The organism is Rhizobium sp. A22-96, assembly GCF_053521805.1.
Map to the genome: position 1 here is coordinate 769526 of NZ_JBNWDQ010000002.1, position 24469 is coordinate 793994.

The window sequence follows — 24469 nt, forward strand, 5'->3', positions numbered from 1 at the left end:
CCATGTAGGACATCACAAACAGGGGTCGTGGCTTGAGCGGAGAAACCATCACACTTTACGAAGCAATCGGCGGCGACCGGACAGTGCGCGCGCTGACGGCGCGCTTCTACGAACTGATGGACACGCTGCCGGAAGCAGCCAATTGTCGTGCCGTGCATCCGCCGAGCCTCGAGGGCTCGCAGGAGAAATTCTACGAATATCTGACCGGCTATCTTGGCGGGCCGCAGCTCTACATCGAGAAACGTGGCCATCCCCGCCTGCGCAGCCGGCATTTCGTCGCCGCCATCGGCCCTCTGGAACGTGACGAGTGGCTGCTCTGTTTTCGGCGCGCCATGGACGAGACCATCGAAAACGAAAAGCTGCGAACCATCATCTGGGAGCCGATCGAACGGCTGGCCTTCCACATGCAGAACCGGGAATGAGAAAGACATGAGCATTGGCGCCATAATCCGTCCAGCCACCCTGTTTGTTGCCGGCATCCTCGGCGGCGGTGGAGTGGCGCTTGCGGCGGCGGCCACGCATGGCGGCGACACGCATTTCCTCGGCGCTGCCTCCACCATGTGCCTCGCCCACGCCCCTGCCCTGTTGGCGCTCTATGCCGGCTATGACCGCATCCGCACGGCACCGGTCGCGGCCTTGCTGCTGGGATTGGGAACGTTGATCTTCGCTGGTGATCTCATCAACCGCCACTTCGGCGGCAGCTCGCTGTTTCCGATGGCCGCGCCGACCGGCGGATTGGGCATGATTGCGGGTTGGGCCGTCATAGCAATCGGCGCCTTCTTCAGACCAGGCACTTCAAGAGCATAGAGAGCAATCGATCTTGGTGCTTCAGAACGGCCGATGGGCTACACCCTCTCAGATCCCTGAAACCACGCTGAAACCTTCGAATTGCGGCGGTCCCCAATAGAGACGCTTGTTGTCGCCGGCATTGCGGTGTGCCGCGCGAAAATGCTCGGATTTCGTCCAGTTGATGAAATCCTCTTCGCTGAACCAGGTCGTATGCGAGGAAAACAGCGTATAGCCTTCGTCCACATTCGCCTTGCCGCGCAAGAGACGGAACTCAAGGAAACCCGGCACTTCGGAAAGCCGGGAATCGCGCCCTCGCCAAACCTCTTCGAACTCGCCCTCCAAACCGATGACGACCTTGAAGCGGTTCATGGCGATATACATGGCGACCTCGTTCGAACGATCAGACCTTCTTGCGACGCGGGACAGTTTTATCCACGCCCGGCGCAAAGGCAACGACATTTGCGCCGTCACGCGTGATCTCGTCCAGTGGGCTGTCCGGCATTTCACCCGGGCGCCGCGCCTTCCATGAAGGGAAGGACGTGACGTTGGCAGCACGCTGCTGTTCTTCTGCTCGACGCATCAATAACTCGTAAAGTTCGGGCACCAGCCCATCGCCATTCTGCGCAGCCAGCTTATGCAGGCCGATCAGCATGAACCCGTCAGGGCCATTGTTGATCATTGGGAAATTTCTCGTTCTTTCATGGTCTGCAATGCGCGCTCGAGGCTGGATTTGCTGCCATTGCGCAAGGGAATGAATGTCTTGCCGAACTTCTTGCAGCCGGTCTTCACCCGCAGGCAGGCATCGTGGCTGATACAGTCGATCGGGCAGAAGACGCAGTCGACCGAAGGCAACACGGTATCGATGCGCGATACCGCCTCGCGCAGACCACCATCGTGATGGATCAATTCCGCCCCGAAATTGCTGGCGATCTGGCGCAGATGCGCAACCTGGCAATCACGGCCGCCGACATAGAGAAAACTGCGGACGTCGAGACCGGATTTCGCCGGAACCGGGGCCGGCGTCTGCGCCTGGCGGTTCTCGCGGCCAAAATCCTTCTTCCCCTTACGCGCCATACATCACCCGTTTGCTGGTTGCTCTTGCGCGCTCGATTCCATCGAGCACGAGACAACCATATTAAACATGAGTTTTGGAGTAAAGTATAAAGTTGAGAGTTTTGATCATATTTTAATGTGACAGTACGCGCCGTTTCAAAATCTCATGCGGATAAGGTGCGTTCGATGAAATCAATCCGTCTCATCGACAGCGAACAGGCCAATTTCAATCTTGTCCGGCTGACGAGGCGGCCGCTCATTCTTGGGTTCAGCGTCCTGTGACCTGGACCTCTTGGGTGAAGGACCAACTGGGCTTGCCCCATTCCGACGGCAACGGCGGGAATGGCGCAGCCCGACGGATGCCATCGGTGACCGCTTCATCCAACTCAGGAATACCTGAGCTGCGGGCGATAGACATCGAGGCCAGATTGCCGCTTGAACCAATCGTTAGGCGGACACGCACTGTGATCCCTCCTTGATATTTCGACGACAGTCGAACGGCTCGGCGAATACGCGACTGAACCTTGCCTGGATAATTGGCAATCTCAGCAGTTCCTGCTCCAGTGCGCCGCGCATTTGCAACTGAATTATTATCAGACTGCGCCGCCTCGGTACCGTCTACGGATCCTCTCTTGGAATCCTGTTGGTTCTCGCCGTTCGACCCCGACTTGGCCTTCACAATCTTAGCAACCGGCTTCTTGATTTCCTTCGGCTTCTCGACCGGCTTCGGCTTTTCAACCGGCGTCACGACTTCCGGCGCCGGCTCGACCGGCTGCGCCTCGACCACTTCATTCTCGACAGGCTGGACCGGGTCAACAGGCTGAACGACTGTCGTTTCAGCCGGCGCTTGCGTCGCCAATATCTGCGGCTGCTCGACCGGCTGAACGGCCTCCGCCGTCTTGACGGGCTGCGCTTCCGTCGTTTGCGGCTGAACGACATCGGGCTGCGGCGCCTGTGTTTCTTCCGGCGTCACCTCGGTCGGCTGAACCGTTTGTGGCTGCACTGCTTCGGCCGTCACCTGTTCCGGCTGCGGCTGCTCGTTCTCCTCTCCCGCGGCCATCTGGTCGGTATCGGAGTTACCGATCATGATGACGCTGACAGTATCGCCCGCCTCTTCCTGTGCCTCTTCCGGCGTGGCAACAAAGGTGATCAGCAGAATTGCGACCACGATCGCATGGAACAGGCAGGACCCCATGCCGGAAAAGATCAGCGACGTTCCGCGTGCCACAATGGTCTTGCCGGCCCTCTCGGGCATTGCGTCCATCGGCAACTGCTCGGCTGCCTCAACCGGAGCAGGCTCGCTCGGATGCTCCGGAAAGGAATCAATCTGCGTAAAACGGCTGTAGTGAGACACCGCTTCCCCAGCCGGCGGGCGCGGTACGCCCTCGAGGCCGGTAAGCTCGTGGCCCGGCAGCACACTCGGATAGTTGTCATTCATGCCACCGTTCGCACGGCGGCGCTCCATGGAAACCTTGACCGAGCGCGTCGCCATGGCCGTCAACCTTCAAAAGGAACGGAGGTCTGGGAGCGGGTCGTCAACGCGGCCTTGCACTCACCCGCCGCCGGGCCATCGCAGACCGGCGTGTCGTTGATGATGATGCGCGATACGGTCTCGCACTTCACGCCGGGCATGTCGAATTGCCGCACCCGCTTCTTGCCGAGCGGCAGGTCGCGGAAGTCGAGAACGGTGACGCGGTCGACCGCATTCTTGTCGTTGAAGAAGGCGAGCTCGAAGGAGATCTTGTTGATCGGCGTCGCCATGTCGTTTTCGGCAACGAAGGTCATCATGCAGCCCTTCTGGGACGGAGCCAGCGCATTGAGCTCGACATTGAGCTTGTGGTTGGCCGCGGCTGGAGCCGGCGCGGCGCTTGCATCCTGGGCGAATGCCGGTGCGCAGGATGCCGTTGCAAACATCCCCGAAATAGCGAGCGCCAGGATCGTTTTCGTCAGCATCGACATATCTCCGAATATGGTTTTGACGACTGTTGACCCGGCTAACCGCTTAGGCGTGCATCGTCGAATTTTTAAACTTGACTTTGTCAGTCTTCTATTGCGTCTTTATGAAACCATGAGTATGCAAGTCAAGATAAATTTGGCCGAGCAAGGGTTCGGCCCACGATGAATTTTCAGGCAAAACTAAACGGGATGATTGCTGAGAAGACCCCAACGCCGCCGGCTCAAAGCACGACGGCACCGCAGGTAAGAATTGTCGAGAGCACGGATATTTTCCGGGGCCAGACCGAAATTATGATCAAGCATGAAGGCGTTATCTATCGAATGAAGATCACGCGCCAAGGCAAGCTCATACTCAACAAATAGGCATGACAGATGACTGAGACGACCAGACCAACCCCAGCCGCCATTCGCGCCTTCCGCGCCGAAAACCCGAAGATGCGGGAGCGCGATATCGCAGCTTGCCTCGAGATTTCCGAAGCAGCCCTGGTCGCTGCCGAAGTCGGCATTTCAGCCATCCGCATCGACGCAGACGCCAACCGCTTTCTGGAGCGGATCGCCTCGCTCGGCGAAGTCATGGCCCTGTCGCGCAACGAAAGCGCCGTCCACGAGAAGATCGGCGTCTACGAAAACATCAAGACCGGTGTCCACGCCGCAATCGTTCTCGGCGAGAATATCGATCTGCGCATTTTCCCGAAGCGCTGGGCGCATGCCTTCGCCGTCACCAAGACTGACGGCGACCAGCAGAAGCTGAGCCTGCAGTTTTTCGACAAGGCCGGCGACGCCGTTCACAAGGTGCATCTGCGCCCTGATTCGAATGTCGATGCCTATCATGCCATGGTCGCCGAGCTGCGGCTTGACGATCAGTCGCAGGAATTCGCCGAGGATCGCTCCGGCTATGACAATGGCGCCACCGATGGCGACGTCAGCCGCGACGAGCTGCGCGATCACTGGAGCCGCATGACCGACACGCACGAATTCTTCGGCATGCTCAAGAAGCTGAAGATCGGCCGCCAGGAAGCGATCCGAACCGTCGGCGACGACTATGCCTGGAAACTGGAAACGGGCGCGGTCGCCGAGATGATGCATGCGTCGGTGCGCGAAGGTCTGCCGATCATGTGCTTCGTCGCCAACGAAGGCACGGTCCAGATCCACTCCGGCCCGATCTTCAATGTCCAGACCATGGGCCCCTGGATCAACGTCATGGACCCGACTTTCCACCTGCACCTTCGCCAGGATCACATTGCCGAGGCCTGGGCCGTGCGCAAGCCGACCAAGGACGGGCATGTCAGCTCCGTGGAAGCCTACAACGCCAAGGGCGAGATGATCATCCAGTTCTTCGGCAAACGGAAAGAAGGCTTCGACGAGCGCCCCGACTGGCGCGTCATCATCGAAAATCTGACGAGAGCCGGCGCCAGCGTCGCTGCATAAGAAGTGGCCCATGACGATGTTTAAGAACTTCAAGCGCATCAAGCCTTGGGAAGTCGCATTGACCTTGGTGGTGATGACCCTGCCGCTCGTACCCGCCAATCCCATTGCCGGATATGGCAGCCTCGTGCGCCATGCTCACGCCGCCGAGACGACCAAGAAGCTGGATACCACGCGCCTCGTCTCCATCGGCGGCGACGTCACCGAGATCATTTACGCGCTCGGCGAAGAGAAGCGGTTGATCGCACGCGATTCCACCAGCCTTTATCCGAAAGAAGCAACCAAGCTTCCCGATGTCGGCTATATGCGGGCGCTGTCTCCGGAAGGAATACTGGCGGTCAATCCAAGCGCCATCATCGCTGTCGAGGGCTCCGGTCCGCCGGAAGCTCTGGCGGTGCTGCATAATGCCAGCCTGCCTTTCGAAACCGTGCCGCAGACCTATGACCGTGACGGCATCCTGAAGAAGATCGAGGTCGTCGGTTCGCTGCTCGGCGTACCGGAAAAGACAAAGGCGCTGGAAAACAAGGTCGCAGCCGATCTGGATGCCGCCATCGTCGATTCCGCCAAGCGCCCGGAGGTCGAGCGCAAGCGCGTCCTCTTCATACTCAGCAATCAGAACGGCAAGATCCTCGCTTCGGGTACCGATACGGCCGCCGATGGCATCATCAAGCTCTCCGGCGCCCTCAACGCGATCACCGGTTTTAGCGGCTACAAGTCGTTGACCGACGAAGCGATCATCGAAGCCAAGCCCGACGTCATCCTCATTATGGACCGCGAAGGCCCATTGTCGATGTCGAACGAAGATCTGCTGAAGCAACCGGCTATTTCGCTGACGCCCGCAGCCAGCCACAAGGCAGTCATTCGGATGGATGGCCTGCATCTGCTTGGCTTCGGACCACGCACCGCCAGCGCCATTCGCGAGCTGAACGCGGCTATCTACGGAGGCTGACGTGGCATTCAACGATGCCGTGGCGGGGCTGAAGCAAATGTCGCAAACGACGGCACGTCATCGCAACGGGGATCGCACGGCGCTTGCGTTCCTTGTGCTTGCCGCCCTCGTTCTCATCTCGGCGGCAGCTTTCGCCTTCTCGATCACGATGGGTGCCTCCAACGCTTCCGTGATCGACGTTGTCGCCAGCATGGTGCGCGGCGGTGCCGATAGCGCGCTCAGCAATCGCGACCGCATCGTCATCTTCGACATACGCCTGCCCCGCGCGATACTCGGCTTCCTGATCGGCGGCGGCCTTGCCGTCTCCGGCGCCGTCATGCAGGGCCTCTTCCGCAATCCGCTGGCCGATCCAGGCCTGATCGGTGTTTCCGCCGGCTCCAGCCTTGGTGCAGTCGCCATGATCGTTCTCGGCGGTGGCGTGCTGGCTCCGGTCGTACATATATTCGGCATCTTTTCCCTGCCGATCGCGGCCTTCATCGGCGGCCTGGTGACGACACTGCTGCTCTATAAGGTGGCAACCCGGCATGGGCAGACGTCCATAGCCACCCTGCTGCTGGCGGGCATCGCTCTCGGCTCTCTCGCTTTGGCTGCGACAGGAATTCTGATCTATATGGCCGACGACCGGCAATTGCGCGACCTCACCTTCTGGAGCATGGGATCGCTCGCCGGCTCGACCTGGAGCAAGGTCATGGGCGCCGGCCCGATCATCATCCTGTCGCTTCTGCCCCTTCCCTTCATGGCGCGAGGCTTGAACGCCCTGACGCTCGGCGAAGCCGCAGCATTTCACATGGGCGTGGCCGTTCAACGGCTGAAGAACATCGCGATCGTCAGCGTGGCGGCGGCGGTTGGCGCTTCTGTTGCCGTCAGCGGCGGCATCGGCTTCGTCGGCATCGTCGTGCCGCATATATTGCGCATGATCATCGGACCGGACCATCGCTTCCTGTTGCCGGCCTCGGCTCTGCTCGGCGGCTCGTTGCTGATCGTTGCCGATGTGGTTGCCCGAACCATCGTTTCCCCGGCCGAACTGCCGATCGGCATTCTGACGGCCGGTGTCGGCGGGCCGTTCTTCCTCTGGATGCTGCTGCGGCAGCGCTCGCGCCTCAGCCTGTGAGCCAACGATGATCCAGGTCTCCAATCTCGCTGTCCGGCTTGCGGGCCAGACCATCGTGCAGGACGTGTCTTTCGCCGCCGAGCCCGGAACGCTGACGGCGATCTGCGGGCCGAACGGTTCCGGCAAGACGACCATTATGAAGGCCATTTCGGGCGAACTGGCCTATCAAGGCTCGGTGCACATGAACGGCTCTGAAATCCGTGGCCTGGAGCCATGGCAGCTCGCCGAAATGCGCGGGGTGCTGCCGCAGGCAAGCTCGATCTCCTTCCCCTTCACCGTGCGCGAAATCGTCCGCATGGGCCTCACCAGCGGGCGCAACCGTCATCCGGAGCAGGCCGATCGCACGGCGGCCGAGGCACTCGCCGCTGTCGATCTCGCCGGCTTCCAGGGGCGTTTCTACCAGGAACTGTCAGGCGGCGAACAGCAGCGCGTGCAACTCGCCCGCGTGCTTTGCCAGATTTCCGAACCGGTCATCGATGGCAGACCCTGCTGGCTGCTCCTCGACGAGCCAGTCTCCAGCCTGGACATCAGCCATCAACTCACCATCATGACGCTTGCCCGGCAGTTCTGCCGCCGTGGCGGCGGTGTCATCGCCGTCATGCACGATCTCAACCTGACCGCGCTTTTTGCCGATCGGATGGTCCTGCTCAAGAGCGGTCGTTTGCAGACTGCGGGCTCGGTCAGGGAAGCCCTGACCGACCAGCATCTTCAGGATGTGTTCGGCTGCAATCTGCGGGTCAACCGCGTTCCCGCCGATGGCGCTCCCTTCGTGCTCGCCCATAGCGCGCTCATCGACTGACCCTGCTTCCGCCACCTGTTCCGGAACCTTTTGCTACAGCCGCGCGTTGAGGTGCAGCGATCGGAATTGATGCTCCGCACGCGAGACAAACTAGTGTGTCGGATAACGTCCGGTCATCGCGAACAACAGGCGCTTTTCGGGCGCCTACTTAAAGCAAAGGGAGCTAGACATGGCTACATCCATCCTGCATTCGGCCCGAGGCAAGCGTAATGGCAGCAGCCTGCAAGACGTCGAGGCAAGCATCGAGGACCAGATCGAAGCGCTGCGCGAAGAAGTTGCGGCCTTTGCCAAGCTGATCAGCCAGAACGGCGCAAAGCAGGGCAAGAAATTGCGTGCAAGCGCAGAGTCCGGATTGGACGATCTGACAGTGCGCGGCGAGGAACTGTTGCAGGAACTGCAGCGCGGCTATGCCAAGGGTTCGCGCGAAGTTCGCAGAACCGTTCGTCAGCATCCGGTCGCCACCATAGGCGCTGCTGCGGCATTCGGCTTGGCGGTCGCCCTGCTTCTGTCTCGCCGCTAGGGAGGCGGAATGCTGACCTCGATCCTGGGCCTGCTCCTGTCAGGCAAATTGAGCCGTACCGTTGCGCGAACCAAGCGCAACGGTATTTTTATCGCGGTTGCGTTACTCTTGCTGTTGACGGCCTATGCTTTCTTTCTCGTGGCGGCCGCCATCTGGCTTGCGGCGATATATGGCGCCGCGGCCTCGGCACTCTTCATCGGCGCGGGAGCCTTGCTGCTCGGCCTGATCGTACTTGTCATCATGGCGATCATCGACAAGCAGGAACAGCGGCGTGCGCGGGAACGTCGCCTTGCAATGGAATCGATCGCGGTCACCGTACTTGGGCTCGTAAAAAAGCAGCCTTTGATGACTGCGGCGATCGCCGCGGCCCTGTTGTTCGGCAATATGTTCGGAACGAGCAGCGAAGACGATTGAAATTCCGGCTTCCCTCGTAATCTCGTAGGGAAGCGACGTCCGTCACCACACATGAATGAGATAGGAAAAGGCCCGGTCTTTTGGACCGGGCCTTTTCTTTAGAAGGCAAATGCCTTTGATGTCAGCGGTGCCGAAGTGGCATCCGGACCAAAGTCCGCTTCACCGGAAATGCCGAGCAATTCCTGCAGGCGCTGGCGGGCGCGGTTGACGCGGCTCTTGATCGTGCCGACTGCGCAGCCGCAAATCTCGGCGGCCTCCTCATAGGAAAATCCGGAAGCACCAACGAGGATGATGGCTTCGCGCTGATCCGGCGGCAACTGATCGAGCGCCTTGCGGAAATCCTGAAGATCGAGCGCACCATATTGCGATGGATGGGTTGCCATCGATTCCGTGAAGATGCCGTCGCTATCCTGCACCTCGCGGCCGCTCTTGCGCATCTGGCTATAGAGTTCGTTGCGCAGGATGGTGAAGAGCCAGGCCTTCATATTCGTGCCCATCTCGAAATGATCCTGCTTGGCCCAGGCCTTCATGATCGTATCCTGGACAAGATCGTCTGCCCGATCATGGCGACCGGTCAAAGAAATAGCGAAGGCTCGCAGGCTCGGAAGAGCCGACAGGAGTTCGCGCTTGAAGCTCGATTGCGGTTCCATCTCGCCCACCTCCTATTTAGAGACGTTCGAGGAAGCCAAGCGCTCGGCCTGATCCAGCTTCTCGAGCAGATCAAGGAAGCGATCGGGAATGGCTTCGTCCTGCACTGCAGCATAAAAGGAGCGCAGCCTGTTGCCGATCTGATTGTTGGGGTCGAGGATATCGATTGCGCGCAGGTCGGATGTCTTGGTGTCTGCGTCCTCGTGATTTTGAACTGTCATTTAGCCTGCTCGCTTTTTCAATTGTCTCGCGTTCATGGGTAGGACATGCCTTTCCGCCTCGCCGTTCAGGAGAACAGTCCAGCTCGTCCAAACAGCTTCGTAACGACTCGTAAAGGATGAAGCCCGCCGATTGTAAGCATTGTAATGCGACTAGCTAAAAAAAGTTCCGACAAAGAGGAACTTTTTTACTGAACTGACGTTTGTTAGTCATCGCAGCCCTCTGTGCTGTATTTAAATTAGAATTTTATAAAAGGCGGGAGCCCTTGATGACACTTTCCACACGCATTGCGCCGCACCTCCCCTATTTGCGTCGTTATTCACGTGCTTTGACTGGAACGCAGACGTCCGGGGACGCCTATGTTGCTGCGGTTTTGGAAGCCATCATCACCGACATCTCCATATTCCCGGATACCGACAGCGACCGCGTTGCACTCTATAAACTGTTCACCAAGCTGTTCGGTTCCGTATCCCTTCAGATTCCCGAACCAATCTCGCCCTTCGCCTGGGAACAGCGCGCAACAGTGAACCTCTCCAAGGTCTCCCCGCGCGCGCGCCAGGCGTTCCTGCTCGCATCCGTCGAAAGTTTCCGCCTCGGCGAGATCGCCGACATCCTCGACATCTCGGAAAGCGATGCCATGCATCTGCTCGACACTGCGTCGCAGGAAATTTCGCGGCAGGTAGCCACGGAAATCATGATCATCGAGGACGAGCCGCTGATCGCGATGGATATCGAGCAGATGGTCGAAAGCCTCGGACATCGCGTGACCGGCATTGCCCGCACCCATGCCGAAGCGGTTGCGCTCTACAATGCAACGAAGCCGAGGATGGTTCTTGCCGACATCCAGCTTGCCGATGGCAGTTCGGGCATCGACGCCGTCAACGACATCCTGAAGACGGCCAATATCCCTGTGATCTTCATTACCGCATTCCCAGAGCGCCTTTTGACGGGCGAACGGCCGGAGCCGACCTTCCTCGTCACGAAGCCGTTCAACCCCGACATGGTGAAGGCACTCATCAGCCAGGCGCTTTTCTTCAACGAAACCACAAAGGTGGCGGCCTAATTCGATTGGAAACCCTGCTGCGGAACAAAGATCACAGCCGGGCGTTGAGATTCAATGCGGCCGGTTTACGGACTGTTATACCGGGTAATTTTATAGGTCGGTCCGAATTCTTGCGAGTGAGAATGCCCTATCGGCGGGGCTCTCGAAATTCGAGTGAAAGGCAAGCGGGTGAATACGTCTGAACCATTACCCGGCGCGCCTTTGAGTTTGGAAGGCAAAGCCGCTCTGATGGAGCGGGCGCTTGCGAGCGCCAACGTGTGGGTCCTGTTTCAGGACCAAGCTCTGGCAATACGGTATGCCGACAATCTGCCGGATCATCTGCAGCCATCCCTCGTGATTGGCGGCAATGACTGGCATTTGTTCGGCGAGAAGGATGGAGAGCACCTCTTGCGCCTGAAGCGAGGGGTGCTCGAAACCGGCAAGCCGGCCACGGCGGAAGTCGAAATTCCAAGCGGCGATGGCATACGCATCTACGAGCTGAAGATAGAGCGCATTGGCGGCCGCAAGCCGCAGGGCGTACTGTCAGTCATCTCTGAAATCACCGAAAGCCGCCACCGCGAAAAAGTGCTGAAGTCGCTACTGCGCGAGCTATCGCATCGCTCGAAGAACCTTCTGGCGATCATTCAGGGCATCGCAACGCAGACCGCGCGCCATACTCTTTCAGTCGACAATTTCCTGATCAAATTCCGTGGCCGGCTGCAATCCCTGTCGAATTCACAGGATCTCATCACCGATTCCAGCTGGCGTGGTGCCTATTTGTTCGAACTTGCGGAAAAGCAGTTCGCGCCCTACTGGCCCGATGCCGGCGTACCCATGCCGATCTACGGCATCAATGCACATCTGACACCCAATGCAGCCGTGCACCTGGGACTTGCCCTGCACGAGTTGATCGTCAACTCCGCCTCGCATGGCGCCATTTCGGCGGGAGCGACCAGCATCACGCTGAATTGCAAGGAAGCCGAACTCGATGGCAAGAAGGCGATCGAGGTGGCATGGTCGGAGCGTTTCTATACGCCCAACGACCATGAATTCGAGGACAACAGCTTCAGCCGCACGGTGCTCGAGCGTGTCGTACCGACTTCCATGAATGGCCGCGCCGACTTTGCCATCGGTGATGGAAGCATCGGCTATCGCCTCACCATTCCCGAAACTGAATATGAGATCCTGAGACGCCGCTGATCCGCCTGACAGGCGCCGATCCGCAAGGCAAAAGAAACAGCCAGTGCGAGGGCGACGCACTGGCTGCTTTGCACTCATCGGGAGGGGACCGTGAGTAGAAGTCCTGTGATGCTATTGGGCGTGCATCAGGGGGATGCGATCATCGACAGGACATCCTAATAACGATGCTGCCGGGCCTTGGTTCCATCCGGAGGCAAAAAAATTCGCTTTTTCTTCACCCGCACCGCATTGGCAAAATGATCCGTAGCGCAGTCGGCCTCCTGCTCCGCTTCGACGGCAAAGCCTCGTGGGCTTCGGACTCCATTACTCGCTATATTCACAAAATCACAGCAAAATTAAGCAGTTGCATGACTTTTTTGGGACCACCCTGGCACGTCCCGACGACACATTTCAGGCTGCAATACAGCAAAGAAAAACGCAAAAATTTACCGTTTGATAAATTTTTTATCCTGAGTTACCGTTCTTGCCACTGGCCGTTTACTATAAGAGGGAACTTCAATGGGACGACTGGAAACTGGGATTCATAGGGGCCGGCTGACGCCTGCCGAATATGATGCTAACTTTTCCGATCTTCATCCGCGCCTGAACAACCATGAGGCGCTGGTCGCAGCCGACCGCTGTTATTTCTGTTATGACGCGCCGTGCATGACGGCCTGTCCTACCTCCATCGACATACCGATGTTCATCCGTCAGATCTCGACGGGGAACCCGATCGGCTCTGCAAAGACCATCTTCGACCAGAACATTCTCGGTGGCATGTGCGCCCGCGTCTGTCCCACCGAACAGCTCTGCGAGCAGGCTTGCGTGCGCAATACTGCCGAGGAGCGGCCTGTGGAAATCGGGCGGCTGCAGCGCTATGCAACCGATGCCGCGATGGCCGAGAACAAGCAATTCTATGCCCGCGCCGCTTCCACCGGCAAGAAGATCGCCGTTATCGGCGCCGGCCCCGCAGGTCTTGCCTGCGCCCATCGCCTCGCCGTGAAGGGCCATGACGTCACCATCTTCGACGCCCGCGCAAAGGCCGGCGGCCTCAACGAATACGGCATCGCCACCTACAAGGCGGTCGACGATTTCGCCCAGAAGGAAGTCCACTACGTGCTCGCCGTTGGCGGCATCGAGGTGAAGAACGGCCAGGCACTCGGCCGTGATTTCAGCCTGTCCGACCTTTCCCAGCAATATGACGCGGTCTTCCTCGGCCTCGGTCTTGCTGGCGTCAACGCGCTGCGCGCCGAAGGCGAGGATCTTGAGGGCGTAGCCGATGCGGTCGCCTATATCGCTGAACTGCGCCAGGCCGGCGACAAGGCCGATATCGCCATTGGCCGCCGCGTCGTCGTTCTCGGTGGCGGCATGACCGCGATCGATGCGGCCGTGCAGGCAAAGCTGCTCGGCGCCGAAGAAGTGACGATCTGTTATCGCCGCGGCAAGGAACACATGAACGCCTCGGAATTCGAGCAGGATCTGGCCGCCTCCAAGGGCGTGATGATTCGCCACTGGCTCGCTCCGAAGCGCATTCTCGACAAGGACGGCAAGGTCGCCGGCATCGAGGTCGAATATACCGAACTGCGCGACGGCAAGCTGACCGGCACCGGCGATATCGGCGTCATCGCCGCCGATCAGATCTTCAAGGCCATCGGCCAGACCTTCGAGGCATCGGGCCTCGGCGCGTTGCGCATGGAAGCCGGCCGCATTGCCATCGACGGCGAAGGCCGCACCTCGCTCGAAGGCGTATGGGCCGGCGGCGACTGCGTGCTCGGCGGCGATGATCTGACGGTTTCCGCCGTAGCACAGGGTCGCGACGCGGCCGAATCCATCAACAATGCGCTCGCTGCCGCCCAGTCGGCCGCTGCAGTCGCCTGAAAGGAGAATCGATATGGCTGATCTCCGCAATAATTTCATCGGCATCAAATCCCCGAACCCGTTCTGGCTGGCCTCGGCGCCGCCGACCGACAAGGCCTATAACGTCGAGCGCGCCTTCAAGGCGGGTTGGGGCGGCGTGGTCTGGAAGACGCTCGGCGAGGAAGGCCCGCCCGTTGTCAACGTCAACGGCCCGCGCTACGGCGCAATCTGGGGCGCGGACCGCCGCCTGCTCGGTCTCAACAACATCGAGCTGATCACCGACCGCGACCTCTACACCAACCTGCGCGAAATGAAGCAGGTGAAGAAGAACTGGCCGGATCGTGCCTTGATCGCCTCGATCATGGTTCCCTGCGTGGAGGATGCCTGGAAAGCAATCCTGCCGCTGGTCGAGGAAACCGAAGCCGACGGCATCGAACTCAATTTCGGCTGTCCGCACGGCATGTCGGAGCGCGGCATGGGTGCCGCGGTCGGACAGGTGCCGGAATATATCGAAATGGTCGTGCGCTGGTGCAAGCAATATACCCGCATGCCGGTCATCACCAAGCTGACGCCTAATATCACCGACGTCCGCAAGCCGGCCCGCGCCGCCAAATCCGGCGGCACCGACGCCGTGTCGCTGATCAACACGATTAACTCGATCGTATCCGTCGATCTCGACAACTTCGCCCCGAACCCGACCGTCGGCGGCAAGGGCAGCCATGGCGGCTATTGCGGTCCGGCGGTGAAGCCGATCGCGCTCAACATGGTGGCCGAGATCGCCCGCGATCCCGAAACCTACGGCCTGCCGATCTCAGGCATTGGCGGCATCACCACCTGGCGCGACGCGGCCGAATTCCTGGCGCTTGGCGCTGGCAATGTGCAGGTCTGCACGGCGGCGATGACCTATGGCTTCAAGATCGTCGAAGAGATGATCACGGGCCTCTCCGACTGGATGGATGAGAAGGGCCACCGCAGCCTTGATGATATCATCGCCCGCGCGGTGCCGAATGTCTCCGACTGGCAGTACCTCAACCTCAACTACATCGCCAAGGCCAAGATCGACCAGGATGCCTGCATCAAGTGCGGCCGTTGCTACATTGCCTGCGAGGATACCTCGCACCAGGCAATCACCAACATGGTCGATGGCGCCAGGCACTTCGAGGTGATGGACGAGGAATGCGTCGGCTGCAACCTCTGCGTCAGCGTCTGTCCGGTCGAAAACTGCATCACCATGGAAGAACTGCCGGCCGGCAGCCTCGACAAGCGCACCGGCAAGATTGTCGACCCGAACTACGCCAACTGGACGACCCATCCGAATAACCCGATGGCCCAGCAGGCGGCGGAATAACGCCGACCAACATCTGCGTAAACATGGACGGGCGGTTGCAGCTTGCTGCGGCCGCCCATTTTTACGTTCGCTATCAGCTTTTTCACAGTGAGCGTTTAGCTACTCGGAAAAGCTTGAAGTTCGCGCTATGAGAGTTGCGCTGCCCATAGATGCAGCAATGGCAACTCAGAGGAGGCGACCATGTCACGCAAGTCCAAAACCCTCCACGACGTGAGCTTTTGAGGTCACGTCCAAGCGACGCAAGTCTTTCCCATCGGAAACCCGGGTAAAAACCGGCTCGCAATTCATCCGGGGCGATATCGAGTTGGTCGAAAAACTCGGCCGCAACGATCCCTGCCCCTGCGGTTCACGGAGGCGGTTTCAAGAGCTGCTGCCTGAAGTCGGGCCGCTATGACGGCATCGAACGGGATTACTATTTTTAGAGAGCGGAGCTGATTTCCGCCATCGTCACAGGCGGCGCGATCCTTTAAAGCTTGCGCCGCCGCTTAAGACTGCCGAATACCAAGCCCGTCGACGAAGAGCTGCTCCAGATAGCGGGCAGCATCCTCGAAGCGCCCCTCGCCCGAATGCTCGTCCCCGAGTACGGCACGTACCTGTACATCGAAATCCGCGTAATGCTGCGTCGTCGACCAGATCGAGAAGATCAGGTGATAGGGGTCGCATTTTGCGATCTTCCCGGTCTTGGCCCAGGCACGGATGACCTCCGCCTTCTCATCGACGAGGCTTTTCAGCGGGCCGCGCAGCTCATCCTCGACATGCGGCGCACCCTGCAGCATCTCATTGGCAAAGAGCCTGCTTTCACGCGGGAAATCGCGGGCCATTTCCAGCTTGCGGCGGATATAGGAACGGATCTCACTTTCAGGATCGCCATTGGCATCGAAGGCGCGCAACGGCTCCAGCCAGGTAAACAGAACCCGGTCGATCAGCGCGCGATGCATCGCCTCCTTGGTGCGGAAATAATAGAGAAGATTGGGCTTCGACATCCCAGCCACTTCGGCAATCTGATCGATGGTCGAGCCGCGAAAGCCGTTCACGGAAAACACGTCGAGCGCAGCCTCGAGTATGACTTCCTCTTTTTCTTCCTGAATTCGGGTACGGCGTTGGGTGCGGGCGGCTCTGGGAATGGCCATGTCTGCTCTGTTTCTCCTTGAAATCCAAGCCTTTCGGCCGAGCTCTCGTTCACCCTGTCAGTGCTTTTAATTTAGGCAATCGCCTGAAATTTTATCGGAATTTTTCGTGCTTTTCGTCTTGAGCCGCGCCACGGAAGTTGTAATGTTTACCAATCGGTCAAATTATCTGTCAGTTGTCTCCTAAAGGCAACTGGCGATTTCCCGAGGCGATAAAAACAAGTAGACGCTTCGGACAGACCAACGGGAACAATTGGGCATGCGCTTTGCATGCCCCAGGACAAACAGGTGAGGATTGCATCATGGTGGCAGCGCCAGGCGAAAACATGCGTATCAACGGCGATCGCCTTTGGGATATGCTGATGGACATGGCGAAGATCGGCCCCGGCATTGCCGGCGGCAATAATCGTCAAACGCTGACCGATGCCGATGCCGAGGGACGCAGCCTTTTCAGAACATGGTGCGAAAATGCCGGTATGAAAGTCGGCGTCGACAAGATGGGCACCATGTTCGCGACCCGTGCCGGCACCGACCCGGACGCCCTGCCCATTTACGTCGGCTCGCATCTCGATACCCAGCCGACCGGCGGCAAATATGACGGCGTGCTCGGTGTACTCGCAGCCCTCGAAGTCGTTCGCACGATGAACGACCTTAGCATCAAGACCAAGCATCCGATCGTCGTCACCAACTGGGCCAACGAGGAAGGCGCACGCTTTGCCCCCGCCATGCTGGCCTCCGGCGTCTTTGCCGGCGTGCATAGCCTGGACTACGCCTATGGCCGCAAGGACCCGGAAGGCAAGACCTACGGCGAAGAGCTGAAGCGCATCGGCTGGCTCGGCGACGAAGAGGTCGGCGCCCGCAAGATGCACGCCTATTTCGAATATCACATCGAGCAGGGCCCGATTCTCGAAGCCGCCGAAAAGACCATCGGCGTCGTCACGCACTGTCAGGGCCTGTGGTGGCTGGAATTCACCCTGACCGGCAAGGAAGCGCATACCGGCTCAACGCCGATGAACATGCGCGTCAATGCCGGCCTCGCCATGTCACGGATCGTGGAGATGGTGCAGAGCGTGGCGATGGAAAACCAGCCGGGCGCCGTCGGCGGCGTCGGGCAGGTGTTCTTCTCGCCGAATTCGCGCAACGTGCTTCCCGGCAAGGTGGTCTTCACCGTCGACATCCGCACGCCCGACAAGGAAAAGCTCGACCGCATGCGCGCCAAGATCGAGGCCGAGGCGGCGAAGATCAGCGACGCCCTCGGCGTCGGCTGCTCAGTCGAGGCCATCGGCCATTTCGAACCGGTGACCTTCGACCCGAAGCTCGTCACCTCGGTGCGCAACGCGGCCGAAAGGCTTGGCTACAGCCACATGAACATCATCTCCGGCGCCGGCCACGATGCCTGCTGGGCCGCCAAGGTGGCGCCGGCTACCATGGTCATGTGCCCCTGCGTCGGCGGTCTCTCGCACAACGAGGCCGAAGAAATTTCCAAGGAATGGGCAGCCGCAGGCGCGGATGTGCTGTTCCACGCAGTCGTCGAGACGGCGGAGATCGTGGCCTGACGGTCAGGATTGCCAACATCGGAACTTCACACATCTGGAGCAGACACCATGAGCACAGTCATCAAGGGTGGAACCATCGTCACGGCCGACCTGACCTATAAGGCGGACGTCAAGATCGAAGGCGGGAAGATCGTCGAAATCGGGCAGAACCTCTCGGGCAGCGAAGTGCTCGATGCCGCCGGCTGTTATGTGATGCCCGGCGGCATTGATCCGCACACGCATCTCGAAATGCCGTTCATGGGCACCTATTCCTCCGACGATTTCGAAAGCGGCACCCGTGCAGCCCTTGCCGGCGGCACGACGATGGTGGTGGATTTTGCCCTGCCCTCGCCCGGCCAGTCGCTGCTCGAAGCGCTGACCATGTGGGACAACAAGTCCACCCGCGCCACCTGCGACTATTCCTTCCACATGGCGATCACCTGGTGGGGCGAGCAGGTCTTCAACGAGATGGAAACCATCGTCCGCGACAAGGGCATCAATACCTTCAAGCACTTCATGGCCTATAAGGGCGCCTTGATGGTGGATGACGACGAAATGTTCTCGTCCTTCCAGCGCTGCGCCGAACTCGGCGCCCTGCCGCTCGTCCATGCCGAAAACGGCGATGTGGTCGCGCAGATGCAGGCGAAGCTTCTTGCCGAAGGCAATAACGGCCCGGAGGCGCATGCCTATTCCCGCCCCGCCGAAGTCGAGGGCGAAGCAACGAACCGCGCCATCATGATCGCCGATATGGCCGGCTCGCCGGTCTACATCGTCCATACCTCCTGCGAGCAGGCGCACGAAGCCATCCGCCGCGCTCGCCAGAAGGGCATGCGCGTCTATGGCGAGCCGCTGATCCAGCACCTGACACTCGACGAAAGCGAATATGCCAACGCCGATTGGGATCACGCCGCCCGCCGTGTCATGTCCCCGCCCTTCCGCAACAAGCAGCATCAGGACAGCCTCTGGGCAGGTCTTGCCTCCGGCTCGCTGCAGGTGGTCGCGACCGACCATTGCGCCTTCACGACGGAGCAGAAGCGTTTCGGCCTCAATGACTTTACCAAGATCCCCAACGGCACCGGCGGCCTTGAGGATCGCCTGCCGATGCTCTGGACCTATGGCGTCAACACCGGCCGCCTGACGATGAACGAATTCGTCGCCGCCACCTCCACCAACATCGCCAAGATCCTCAACATCTACCCGAGGAAGGGCGCGATCCTCGTCGGCGCCGATGCCGATATCGTCGTTTGGGATCCGAAGCGCTCGAAGACCATTGCCGCCAAGACCCAGCAGTCGGCGATCGACTACAACGTCTTCGAAGGCAAGGAAGTGACCGGCCTGCCGCGTTACACGCTGACGCGCGGCGTCGTCGCCATCGAAGAGGGCACGGTGAAGACCAGGGAAGGCCACGGCGAGTTCGTCAAGCGCGAGCCGTTTACCGCTGCCAACCGGGCGCTTTCGACCTGGAAAGAAGTCACCGCACCGCGCAAGGTTCAGCGTAGCGGCATCCCCGCAAGCGGGGTATAAAGCTTGGGCTCAGCGCTTCGGCTCATCTGCCGCTTAGCGCGGCACATACCGCTCCAGATCCGGCAGCAGGACGACGCTTTCCTGTTCGTTCGGATCGGTGCGGGCGATGATGGCTGTCGCCGGCCGATCGCTGAGATTGGCGGGAAGATGCGGCACGCCGGCCGGGATATAGAACATCTCGCCCTCGTGAACGATAACGCGCTCCTCGAGCTGATCCCCGAACCAGCAATGCGTCTCGCCGGAAAGCGCATAGATCGCCGTCTCATGCGCAACATGCAGATTCGCCTTGGCTCTGCCGCCCGGCGGAATGGTCAGAAGATGCATGCAGATGCCCGTCGAGCCCACCGTCTCGGCGGCGATCCCCTCGAAATAGTTGAAGCCCTGTTTTCCGGCATAGGTGCTGCCAGGCCGGACGACATGACAGGTGGGCTTCGATGAAACACTCATGGTATTGCTCCCCTGGATTTCGCGGCCGCAAGGCACCCTCGCCAATCCAGGCCGCAATACCAAGCAGGATAACACGCAATCCGCCCCGACCACGCGGCGAAAACATGACTGGTAGGTGTTAATGACGTCATCCGCTCCCTCCGTCGTCTCCGCGCGGAATCTCTGTCTCACCTACGATACCAACGACGGGCCGGTGCACGCGCTGAGCAATGTCGATCTCGATGTCCGCAAGGGCGATTTCGTCTCCTTCATCGGCCCTTCCGGCTGCGGCAAGACCACGTTTCTGCGCGTCATCGCCGATCTTGAACGAAAGAGCTCGGGCGATATCACCGTCAACGGCATGACACCGGACGAAGCGCGCAAGGCCCGTGCCTACGGCTATGTGTTTCAGGCCCCCGCCCTCTATCCCTGGCGCACCATCGAGAAGAACATCGCCCTGCCGCTGGAGATCATGGGCTACGCCAAGAGCGAACGGGCCAAGCGCATTGCTCAGACGCTCGAACTCGTCAACCTCAGCGGTTTCGAGAAGAAATTCCCCTGGCAGCTTTCGGGCGGCATGCAGCAGCGGGCGTCCATCGCCCGCGCTCTGGCCTTCGATGCCGATCTGCTGCTGATGGACGAACCCTTCGGCGCGCTCGACGAGATCGTCCGCGATCACCTCAACGAACAGCTGCTGAAGCTGTGGAAGCGAACGAACAAGACCATCTGCTTCGTGACGCACTCTATTCCCGAGGCGGTCTATCTCTCCACCAAGATCGTCGTCATGTCGCCGCGCCCAGGCCGCGTCACAGATGTCATCGAATCGACGCTGCCGCTCGAGCGCCCGCTCGGCATCCGCGAAACGCCTGAATTTCTGGAAATCGCCCATCGTGTCCGCGAAGGTTTGCGGGCCGGACACAGCTACGAGGAATAGGATCGCCATGAACCCGCAATTCCTCCTCTGGCTTCTCGGCGCAATGGCGATCTTCATAAGCGGCGCCACAGCCTCGCGCGCCTACATCGCCAACAACAACATATTAGTGCTGATCCTGGCGCTCATTCTCTATTGCATCGGCAACCTGATGATGGTCCGGCTCATGCGCGAGGGTGGCCTGGGTCTGGCAATTTCAGCCTCCTCGATCGCCCAGCTCATCGCAGTCAACATCATCGCTTTCATCGTCTTCGGTGAGCGGCTGAGCCTGCCGCAGCTAGCCGGCGTCGGGCTGGGCATCGTCGCCATGGCGCTGATGCTGCTTCCGGCGCAAGGGAGGGCGTGAGCATGGAGAAGGAACAATTCTTCAAGCACAAGTTCGTACCGGTCGTAACTATCGTGCTGGCGATCCTGCTGCTCTGGTATGTCTTCGCGGTCATCCTCAACGCGCCGTTCCAGCGCGATCTCGATCGCCGCGCCAACGTCACCTCGACAACGGTCGAGTTCATCGGCAAGACGCTGGCACAGCCGAAGCCGATCCTGCCCGCACCGCATCAGGTGGCGCAGAACGTGTTCGAGAACACCTTCCTTCGTGCTCCCACAAGCAACCGCAGCCTCGTCTACAATGCCTGGGTAACGCTTGCCCCGACGGCCGTCGGCTTTGCTTTCGGAACGATACTCGGCATTCTCTTTGCCGTCGGCATCGTGCATCTGGTGGCTCTGGATCGCAGCCTGATGCCCTGGATCATCGCATCGCAGACCATCCCCATTCTGGCGATCGCGCCGACGATCATCGTCGTCTTCAGCGCCTTGGGCATCGACGGGCTGATCCCGAAAGCGCTGATTTCCACCTATCTGTCGTTTTTCCCCGTCACGGTCGGCATGACCAAGGGGCTCCGTTCTCCGGAGGTGATGCATCTCGACCTCATGCGCACCTATAATTCGAGCGCATCGCAGACCTTCTGGAAGCTGCGCGTACCTGCTTCCATCCCTTTCCTGTTCACCTCGATGAAGGTGGCGATTGCTGCAAGCCTCGTCGGCACGATCGTCGGCGAACTTCCGACGGGAGCCGTCGCCGGCATCGGCGCCAAGCTGCTTGCAGGCTCCTACTACAGCCAGACGATCGACATCTGGGCGGCACTCGTCGCCGGTTCTGTGCTGGCGGCAATCCTTGTCGCCATCGTCAGCATCGCCGCGCGCATCGTCAATCATTCGATGGGAGGCCGGCCCGCATGAAGGCTCTTCGTTTCTCCTGGCAAGGCGCGCTCGCCATCCTCCTTTGCGCAGCAGCAGTTGCCATGCTGCCGCTGTTTGCAGCCGATGCCGCCTTCCCCTTTACCGGTGGCGTGACGATCCTTGTCTTCCTGCTGCTCATCGCGGCCGCCGTGGCCTCTTTCGCCAGCTTGGGTCCGGCTCTGCTGGCTGCAGCATTGTTCATCGGTGCGCATGGCGCTGCCTGGCTGCTGTTGTCGGGACTGACCGGCAATGAGGGCAAGGCGCAACTCTCCTTCTTCGTGCTGATTGCCGCCGGTTGGCTTCTGGCCTGGCGCTGCGTCTCGGTGCTCTCATCCATCCGCCCGCGATCCGATCTCGGCAATTATGGGCTGCGATTGCTCATCCCAGCGATTTTCGGTGCTTGGATTCTGATCATCTGGGAAGCGGTGACACGCGGCGCGGGCGTCTCCCTGGTCTTGCTGCCGCCCCCGAGCTCCATTGGGGCGAGAATTGCCGGCTCGCTTCCGACCCTGTGGACCGACGTGGAGCAAACGATCTTCCGCTCGGTGCTGATCGGCTACATCATCGGCTGTGCGAGCGGCTTCATCGTCGCCATCCTCGCCGACCGCTTCGCCTTCCTGCGCCGCGGTCTGTTGCCCATCGGCAATTTCGTCTCGGCGCTGCCCATCATCGGCGTTGCCCCGATCATGGTCATGTGGTTCGGCTTCGATTGGCAGTCCAAGGCTGCCGTCGTCGTCATCATGACCTTCTTCCCGATGCTGGTGAACACGGTGGCGGGCCTTGCCGCCGCCGGCAACATCGAGCGCGACCTCATGCGCACCTACGCGTCGAGCTATTGGCAGACATTGTTCAAACTGCGCCTGCCGGCCGCTGCACCCTTTATTTTCAATGCACTGAAGATCAACTCGACCTTGGCCATGATCGGTGCCATCGTGGCGGAGTTCTTTGGTACACCCATGTCGGGTATGGGGTTTCGCATTTCGACCGAAAATGGTCGATTGAATCTCGACATGGTCTGGGCGGAAATCGCGGTTGCAGCGATTGCGGGATCCGTCTTCTACGGGATCGTCGCCATTCTCGAGAGGATGACGACATTCTGGCATCCGTCTATCCGTGGTGGAAAGACGTAGCCTAAGATCCTGGCCAAGGGATCAAGGCGTAACTTCAGAGGGAAAGGGTAGAACATGAAAAAACTGATGATTGCATTGATGGCAAGCGCGATGGCGCTCGCCGCCGCGCAGGCAGCATCCGCTGCCGACAAGGTGACGCTGCAATTGAAGTGGGTGGCACAAGGCCAGTTCGGCGGCTATTTCGTCGCCAAGGACAAGGGCTTCTACAAGGAAGAAGGCCTTGACGTCGATATCAAGCCGGGCGGCCCGGACATTGCTCCCGAGCAGGTGATTGCCGGTGGCGGCGCCGATGTCATCGTCGACTGGATGGGCGGCGCTCTAGTCGCCCGCGAAAAGGGTGTGCCGCTGATCAACATCGCTCAGCCCTACGACAAATCCGGCCTGGAACTGATCTGCCCGAAGGACGGCCCGGTGAAGACCGAAGCCGACTTCAAGGGCCACACGCTTGGCGTATGGTTCTTCGGCAACGAATATCCCTTCTTCGCCTGGATGCACAAGATCGGCCTGAAAACCGATGGCGGCAAGGACGGCGTCACCGTTCTGAAGCAGAGCTTCGACGTTCAGCCGCTCGTGCAGAAGCAGGCCGATTGCATCTCTGTCATGACCTATAATGAATACTGGCAGGCGATCGATGCCGGTTTCAAGCCGGAAGACCTCACCGTCTTCAACTATACCAAGCTTGGCATCGACCTTCTGGAAGACGGTCTCTATGTCAACGAGGACAAGCTGAAGGACCCGAAGTTCAAGGCCGATATGGTCAAGTTCGTCCGCGCCTCGATGAAGGGCTGGAAATATGCCGTCGAGCATCCGGATGAAGCCGCCGAAATCGTCATGGACAATGGCGGCCAGGATGAGAACCATCAGAAGCGCATGATGAGCGAAGTCGCCAAGCTGATCGGCAGCGGCAAGCTCGACGCAAAGCTCTATGATCGTACCGTCGAAGCTCTGCTCGACCAGAAGATCATCAACAAGAAGCCGACCGGTGCTTATACTCATGAGATCACGGACGCGGCCCTGAAGTAGTTCGGGCAGCAACGGCAACCAAAACGCGCGAGGTCCAGGCTTCGCGCGTTTTTTTCATTTTGTAACAGCAGCAACAAAAAGCTGGCTTTGCCGCGGCATTTGCCTAAAAGGCGTCAGCTATCAACTATTGGAATGCTGACATCACAATGCCGTGATTGCTTCGCAAAGCTGCAATCAGTAGAAATACTCGTAAAATCATTTTCTCGTGATCTTGCGAGATTTGAAAAC

The 24469-nt window shown here is 59.7% G+C and carries 30 protein-coding genes; 21 read left to right on the forward strand and 9 right to left on the reverse strand.

What is annotated here, in order from left to right:
• The first annotated feature begins 32 nt into the window (after positions 1 to 32).
• A complete protein-coding gene (locus tag ACQZ6F_RS10195; RefSeq protein ID WP_449091901.1) occupies positions 33 to 422 on the forward strand; it encodes a group II truncated hemoglobin in 390 nt (129 codons plus the stop codon).
• Positions 423 to 429: 7 nt separating this feature from the next.
• Positions 430 to 807, forward strand: a complete 378-nt coding sequence (locus tag ACQZ6F_RS10200) for a DUF423 domain-containing protein (protein WP_449091900.1) — start codon at positions 430 to 432, stop codon at positions 805 to 807.
• Positions 808 to 855: 48 nt separating this feature from the next.
• Here ACQZ6F_RS10200 and ACQZ6F_RS10205 read toward each other — a convergent pair whose 3' ends face one another.
• The 5 genes from ACQZ6F_RS10205 to ACQZ6F_RS10225 all read right to left on the reverse strand — a co-directional run bounded on the left by ACQZ6F_RS10205 (position 856) and on the right by ACQZ6F_RS10225 (position 3756).
• Entirely contained in the window at positions 856 to 1170 is a 315-nt protein-coding gene (locus ACQZ6F_RS10205) for an antibiotic biosynthesis monooxygenase family protein (protein ID WP_068401412.1), read from the reverse strand.
• A 19-nt stretch (positions 1171 to 1189) separates the two neighbouring features.
• Positions 1190 to 1468, reverse strand: coding sequence for a hypothetical protein (locus ACQZ6F_RS10210; RefSeq protein ID WP_449091899.1), 279 nt, complete (start codon positions 1466 to 1468; stop codon positions 1190 to 1192).
• On the reverse strand, positions 1465 to 1863 hold the full coding sequence (locus ACQZ6F_RS10215; protein WP_449091898.1) for a DUF2325 domain-containing protein: 399 nt from the start codon (positions 1861 to 1863) through the stop codon (positions 1465 to 1467). Before ACQZ6F_RS10215 ends, ACQZ6F_RS10210 begins: the two co-directional genes overlap by 4 nt.
• Before the next feature lie 247 nt (positions 1864 to 2110).
• Entirely contained in the window at positions 2111 to 3334 is a 1224-nt protein-coding gene (locus ACQZ6F_RS10220; protein WP_449091897.1) for a TonB family protein, read from the reverse strand.
• Between the two features lie 5 nt (positions 3335 to 3339).
• Positions 3340 to 3756, reverse strand: a complete 417-nt coding sequence (locus ACQZ6F_RS10225; RefSeq protein ID WP_449092395.1) for a hypothetical protein — start codon at positions 3754 to 3756, stop codon at positions 3340 to 3342.
• Between the two features lie 231 nt (positions 3757 to 3987).
• Here ACQZ6F_RS10225 and hemP point away from each other — a divergent pair, with 231 nt between their 5' ends.
• The 7 genes from hemP to ACQZ6F_RS10260 all read left to right on the forward strand — a co-directional run bounded on the left by hemP (position 3988) and on the right by ACQZ6F_RS10260 (position 9016).
• Positions 3988 to 4161, forward strand: coding sequence for a hemin uptake protein HemP (gene hemP / locus ACQZ6F_RS10230; RefSeq protein WP_068401422.1), 174 nt, complete (start codon positions 3988 to 3990; stop codon positions 4159 to 4161).
• 9 nt (positions 4162 to 4170) lie between these two features.
• Positions 4171 to 5226, forward strand: coding sequence for a hemin-degrading factor (locus tag ACQZ6F_RS10235; RefSeq protein ID WP_449091896.1), 1056 nt, complete (start codon positions 4171 to 4173; stop codon positions 5224 to 5226).
• Between the two features lie 10 nt (positions 5227 to 5236).
• A complete protein-coding gene (locus ACQZ6F_RS10240) occupies positions 5237 to 6172 on the forward strand; it encodes a heme/hemin ABC transporter substrate-binding protein (protein WP_449091895.1) in 936 nt (311 codons plus the stop codon).
• Between the two features lie 37 nt (positions 6173 to 6209).
• Positions 6210 to 7283 carry a FecCD family ABC transporter permease gene (locus ACQZ6F_RS10245; protein WP_449092394.1) on the forward strand — a complete coding sequence of 358 codons (1074 nt, stop codon included), beginning with the start codon at positions 6210 to 6212 and terminating at the stop codon, positions 7281 to 7283.
• A 7-nt stretch (positions 7284 to 7290) separates the two neighbouring features.
• Positions 7291 to 8082, forward strand: a complete 792-nt coding sequence (locus ACQZ6F_RS10250; protein WP_449091894.1) for a heme ABC transporter ATP-binding protein — start codon at positions 7291 to 7293, stop codon at positions 8080 to 8082.
• A gap of 169 nt (positions 8083 to 8251) precedes the next feature.
• Entirely contained in the window at positions 8252 to 8602 is a 351-nt protein-coding gene (locus ACQZ6F_RS10255; RefSeq protein WP_449091893.1) for a glycine zipper domain-containing protein, read from the forward strand.
• 9 nt (positions 8603 to 8611) lie between these two features.
• Complete coding sequence (locus tag ACQZ6F_RS10260; RefSeq protein WP_449091892.1) at positions 8612 to 9016, forward strand: hypothetical protein; 405 nt, start codon at positions 8612 to 8614, stop codon at positions 9014 to 9016.
• A gap of 98 nt (positions 9017 to 9114) precedes the next feature.
• On the opposite strand, the gene ACQZ6F_RS10265 is transcribed toward ACQZ6F_RS10260, so the two are convergent.
• Both ACQZ6F_RS10265 and ACQZ6F_RS10270 read right to left on the reverse strand, forming a co-directional pair.
• Positions 9115 to 9666: an RNA polymerase sigma factor gene (locus ACQZ6F_RS10265; protein WP_068401441.1), complete on the reverse strand. Its 552-nt coding sequence runs from the start codon at positions 9664 to 9666 to the stop codon at positions 9115 to 9117.
• A 12-nt stretch (positions 9667 to 9678) separates the two neighbouring features.
• Complete coding sequence (locus ACQZ6F_RS10270; protein WP_068401443.1) at positions 9679 to 9885, reverse strand: NepR family anti-sigma factor; 207 nt, start codon at positions 9883 to 9885, stop codon at positions 9679 to 9681.
• Between the two features lie 266 nt (positions 9886 to 10151).
• On the opposite strand from ACQZ6F_RS10270, the gene ACQZ6F_RS10275 reads away from it, so the two are divergent.
• From ACQZ6F_RS10275 to ACQZ6F_RS10295, 5 genes are all read left to right on the forward strand, one after another.
• Positions 10152 to 10946, forward strand: coding sequence for a response regulator (locus ACQZ6F_RS10275; protein WP_077469657.1), 795 nt, complete (start codon positions 10152 to 10154; stop codon positions 10944 to 10946).
• A gap of 228 nt (positions 10947 to 11174) precedes the next feature.
• The gene (locus ACQZ6F_RS10280; RefSeq protein WP_205910609.1) at positions 11175 to 12125 is read left to right on the forward strand and encodes a sensor histidine kinase; all 951 of its coding nucleotides are present in this window, start codon (positions 11175 to 11177) and stop codon (positions 12123 to 12125) included.
• A 498-nt stretch (positions 12126 to 12623) separates the two neighbouring features.
• The gene (locus tag ACQZ6F_RS10285; protein WP_449091891.1) at positions 12624 to 13982 is read left to right on the forward strand and encodes an NAD(P)-dependent oxidoreductase; all 1359 of its coding nucleotides are present in this window, start codon (positions 12624 to 12626) and stop codon (positions 13980 to 13982) included.
• Between the two features lie 13 nt (positions 13983 to 13995).
• Complete coding sequence (gene preA, locus ACQZ6F_RS10290; RefSeq protein WP_068401770.1) at positions 13996 to 15309, forward strand: NAD-dependent dihydropyrimidine dehydrogenase subunit PreA; 1314 nt, start codon at positions 13996 to 13998, stop codon at positions 15307 to 15309.
• A 304-nt stretch (positions 15310 to 15613) separates the two neighbouring features.
• Positions 15614 to 15703: an SEC-C metal-binding domain-containing protein gene (locus ACQZ6F_RS10295; protein WP_244510155.1), complete on the forward strand. Its 90-nt coding sequence runs from the start codon at positions 15614 to 15616 to the stop codon at positions 15701 to 15703.
• A 91-nt stretch (positions 15704 to 15794) separates the two neighbouring features.
• Here ACQZ6F_RS10295 and ACQZ6F_RS10300 read toward each other — a convergent pair whose 3' ends face one another.
• Positions 15795 to 16439 carry a TetR family transcriptional regulator C-terminal domain-containing protein gene (locus tag ACQZ6F_RS10300; protein ID WP_068401450.1) on the reverse strand — a complete coding sequence of 215 codons (645 nt, stop codon included), beginning with the start codon at positions 16437 to 16439 and terminating at the stop codon, positions 15795 to 15797.
• Positions 16440 to 16738: 299 nt separating this feature from the next.
• Between ACQZ6F_RS10300 and ACQZ6F_RS10305 the strand changes: the two genes are divergently transcribed.
• Positions 16739 to 17992: a Zn-dependent hydrolase gene (locus ACQZ6F_RS10305; protein WP_077469653.1), complete on the forward strand. Its 1254-nt coding sequence runs from the start codon at positions 16739 to 16741 to the stop codon at positions 17990 to 17992.
• 48 nt (positions 17993 to 18040) lie between these two features.
• On the forward strand, positions 18041 to 19495 hold the full coding sequence (gene hydA / locus ACQZ6F_RS10310; protein WP_449091890.1) for a dihydropyrimidinase: 1455 nt from the start codon (positions 18041 to 18043) through the stop codon (positions 19493 to 19495).
• Positions 19496 to 19528: 33 nt separating this feature from the next.
• On the opposite strand, the gene ACQZ6F_RS10315 is transcribed toward hydA, so the two are convergent.
• Complete coding sequence (locus ACQZ6F_RS10315; protein ID WP_449091889.1) at positions 19529 to 19942, reverse strand: cupin domain-containing protein; 414 nt, start codon at positions 19940 to 19942, stop codon at positions 19529 to 19531.
• Positions 19943 to 20063: 121 nt separating this feature from the next.
• Between ACQZ6F_RS10315 and ACQZ6F_RS10320 the strand changes: the two genes are divergently transcribed.
• From ACQZ6F_RS10320 to ACQZ6F_RS10340, 5 genes are read left to right on the forward strand one after another with little or no spacing between them, the layout of a single operon-like run.
• Complete coding sequence (locus ACQZ6F_RS10320) at positions 20064 to 20855, forward strand: ABC transporter ATP-binding protein (RefSeq protein WP_077469650.1); 792 nt, start codon at positions 20064 to 20066, stop codon at positions 20853 to 20855.
• A gap of 7 nt (positions 20856 to 20862) precedes the next feature.
• A complete protein-coding gene (locus ACQZ6F_RS10325; protein WP_077469649.1) occupies positions 20863 to 21198 on the forward strand; it encodes a hypothetical protein in 336 nt (111 codons plus the stop codon).
• Positions 21199 to 21200: 2 nt separating this feature from the next.
• A complete protein-coding gene (locus ACQZ6F_RS10330) occupies positions 21201 to 22088 on the forward strand; it encodes an ABC transporter permease (protein WP_449091888.1) in 888 nt (295 codons plus the stop codon).
• Positions 22085 to 23218: an ABC transporter permease gene (locus tag ACQZ6F_RS10335; RefSeq protein ID WP_449091887.1), complete on the forward strand. Its 1134-nt coding sequence runs from the start codon at positions 22085 to 22087 to the stop codon at positions 23216 to 23218. The genes ACQZ6F_RS10330 and ACQZ6F_RS10335 overlap by 4 nt, the downstream gene beginning before the upstream one ends.
• A gap of 54 nt (positions 23219 to 23272) precedes the next feature.
• The gene (locus ACQZ6F_RS10340) at positions 23273 to 24241 is read left to right on the forward strand and encodes an ABC transporter substrate-binding protein (RefSeq protein ID WP_068401468.1); all 969 of its coding nucleotides are present in this window, start codon (positions 23273 to 23275) and stop codon (positions 24239 to 24241) included.
• Positions 24242 to 24469: the final 228 nt, after the last annotated feature.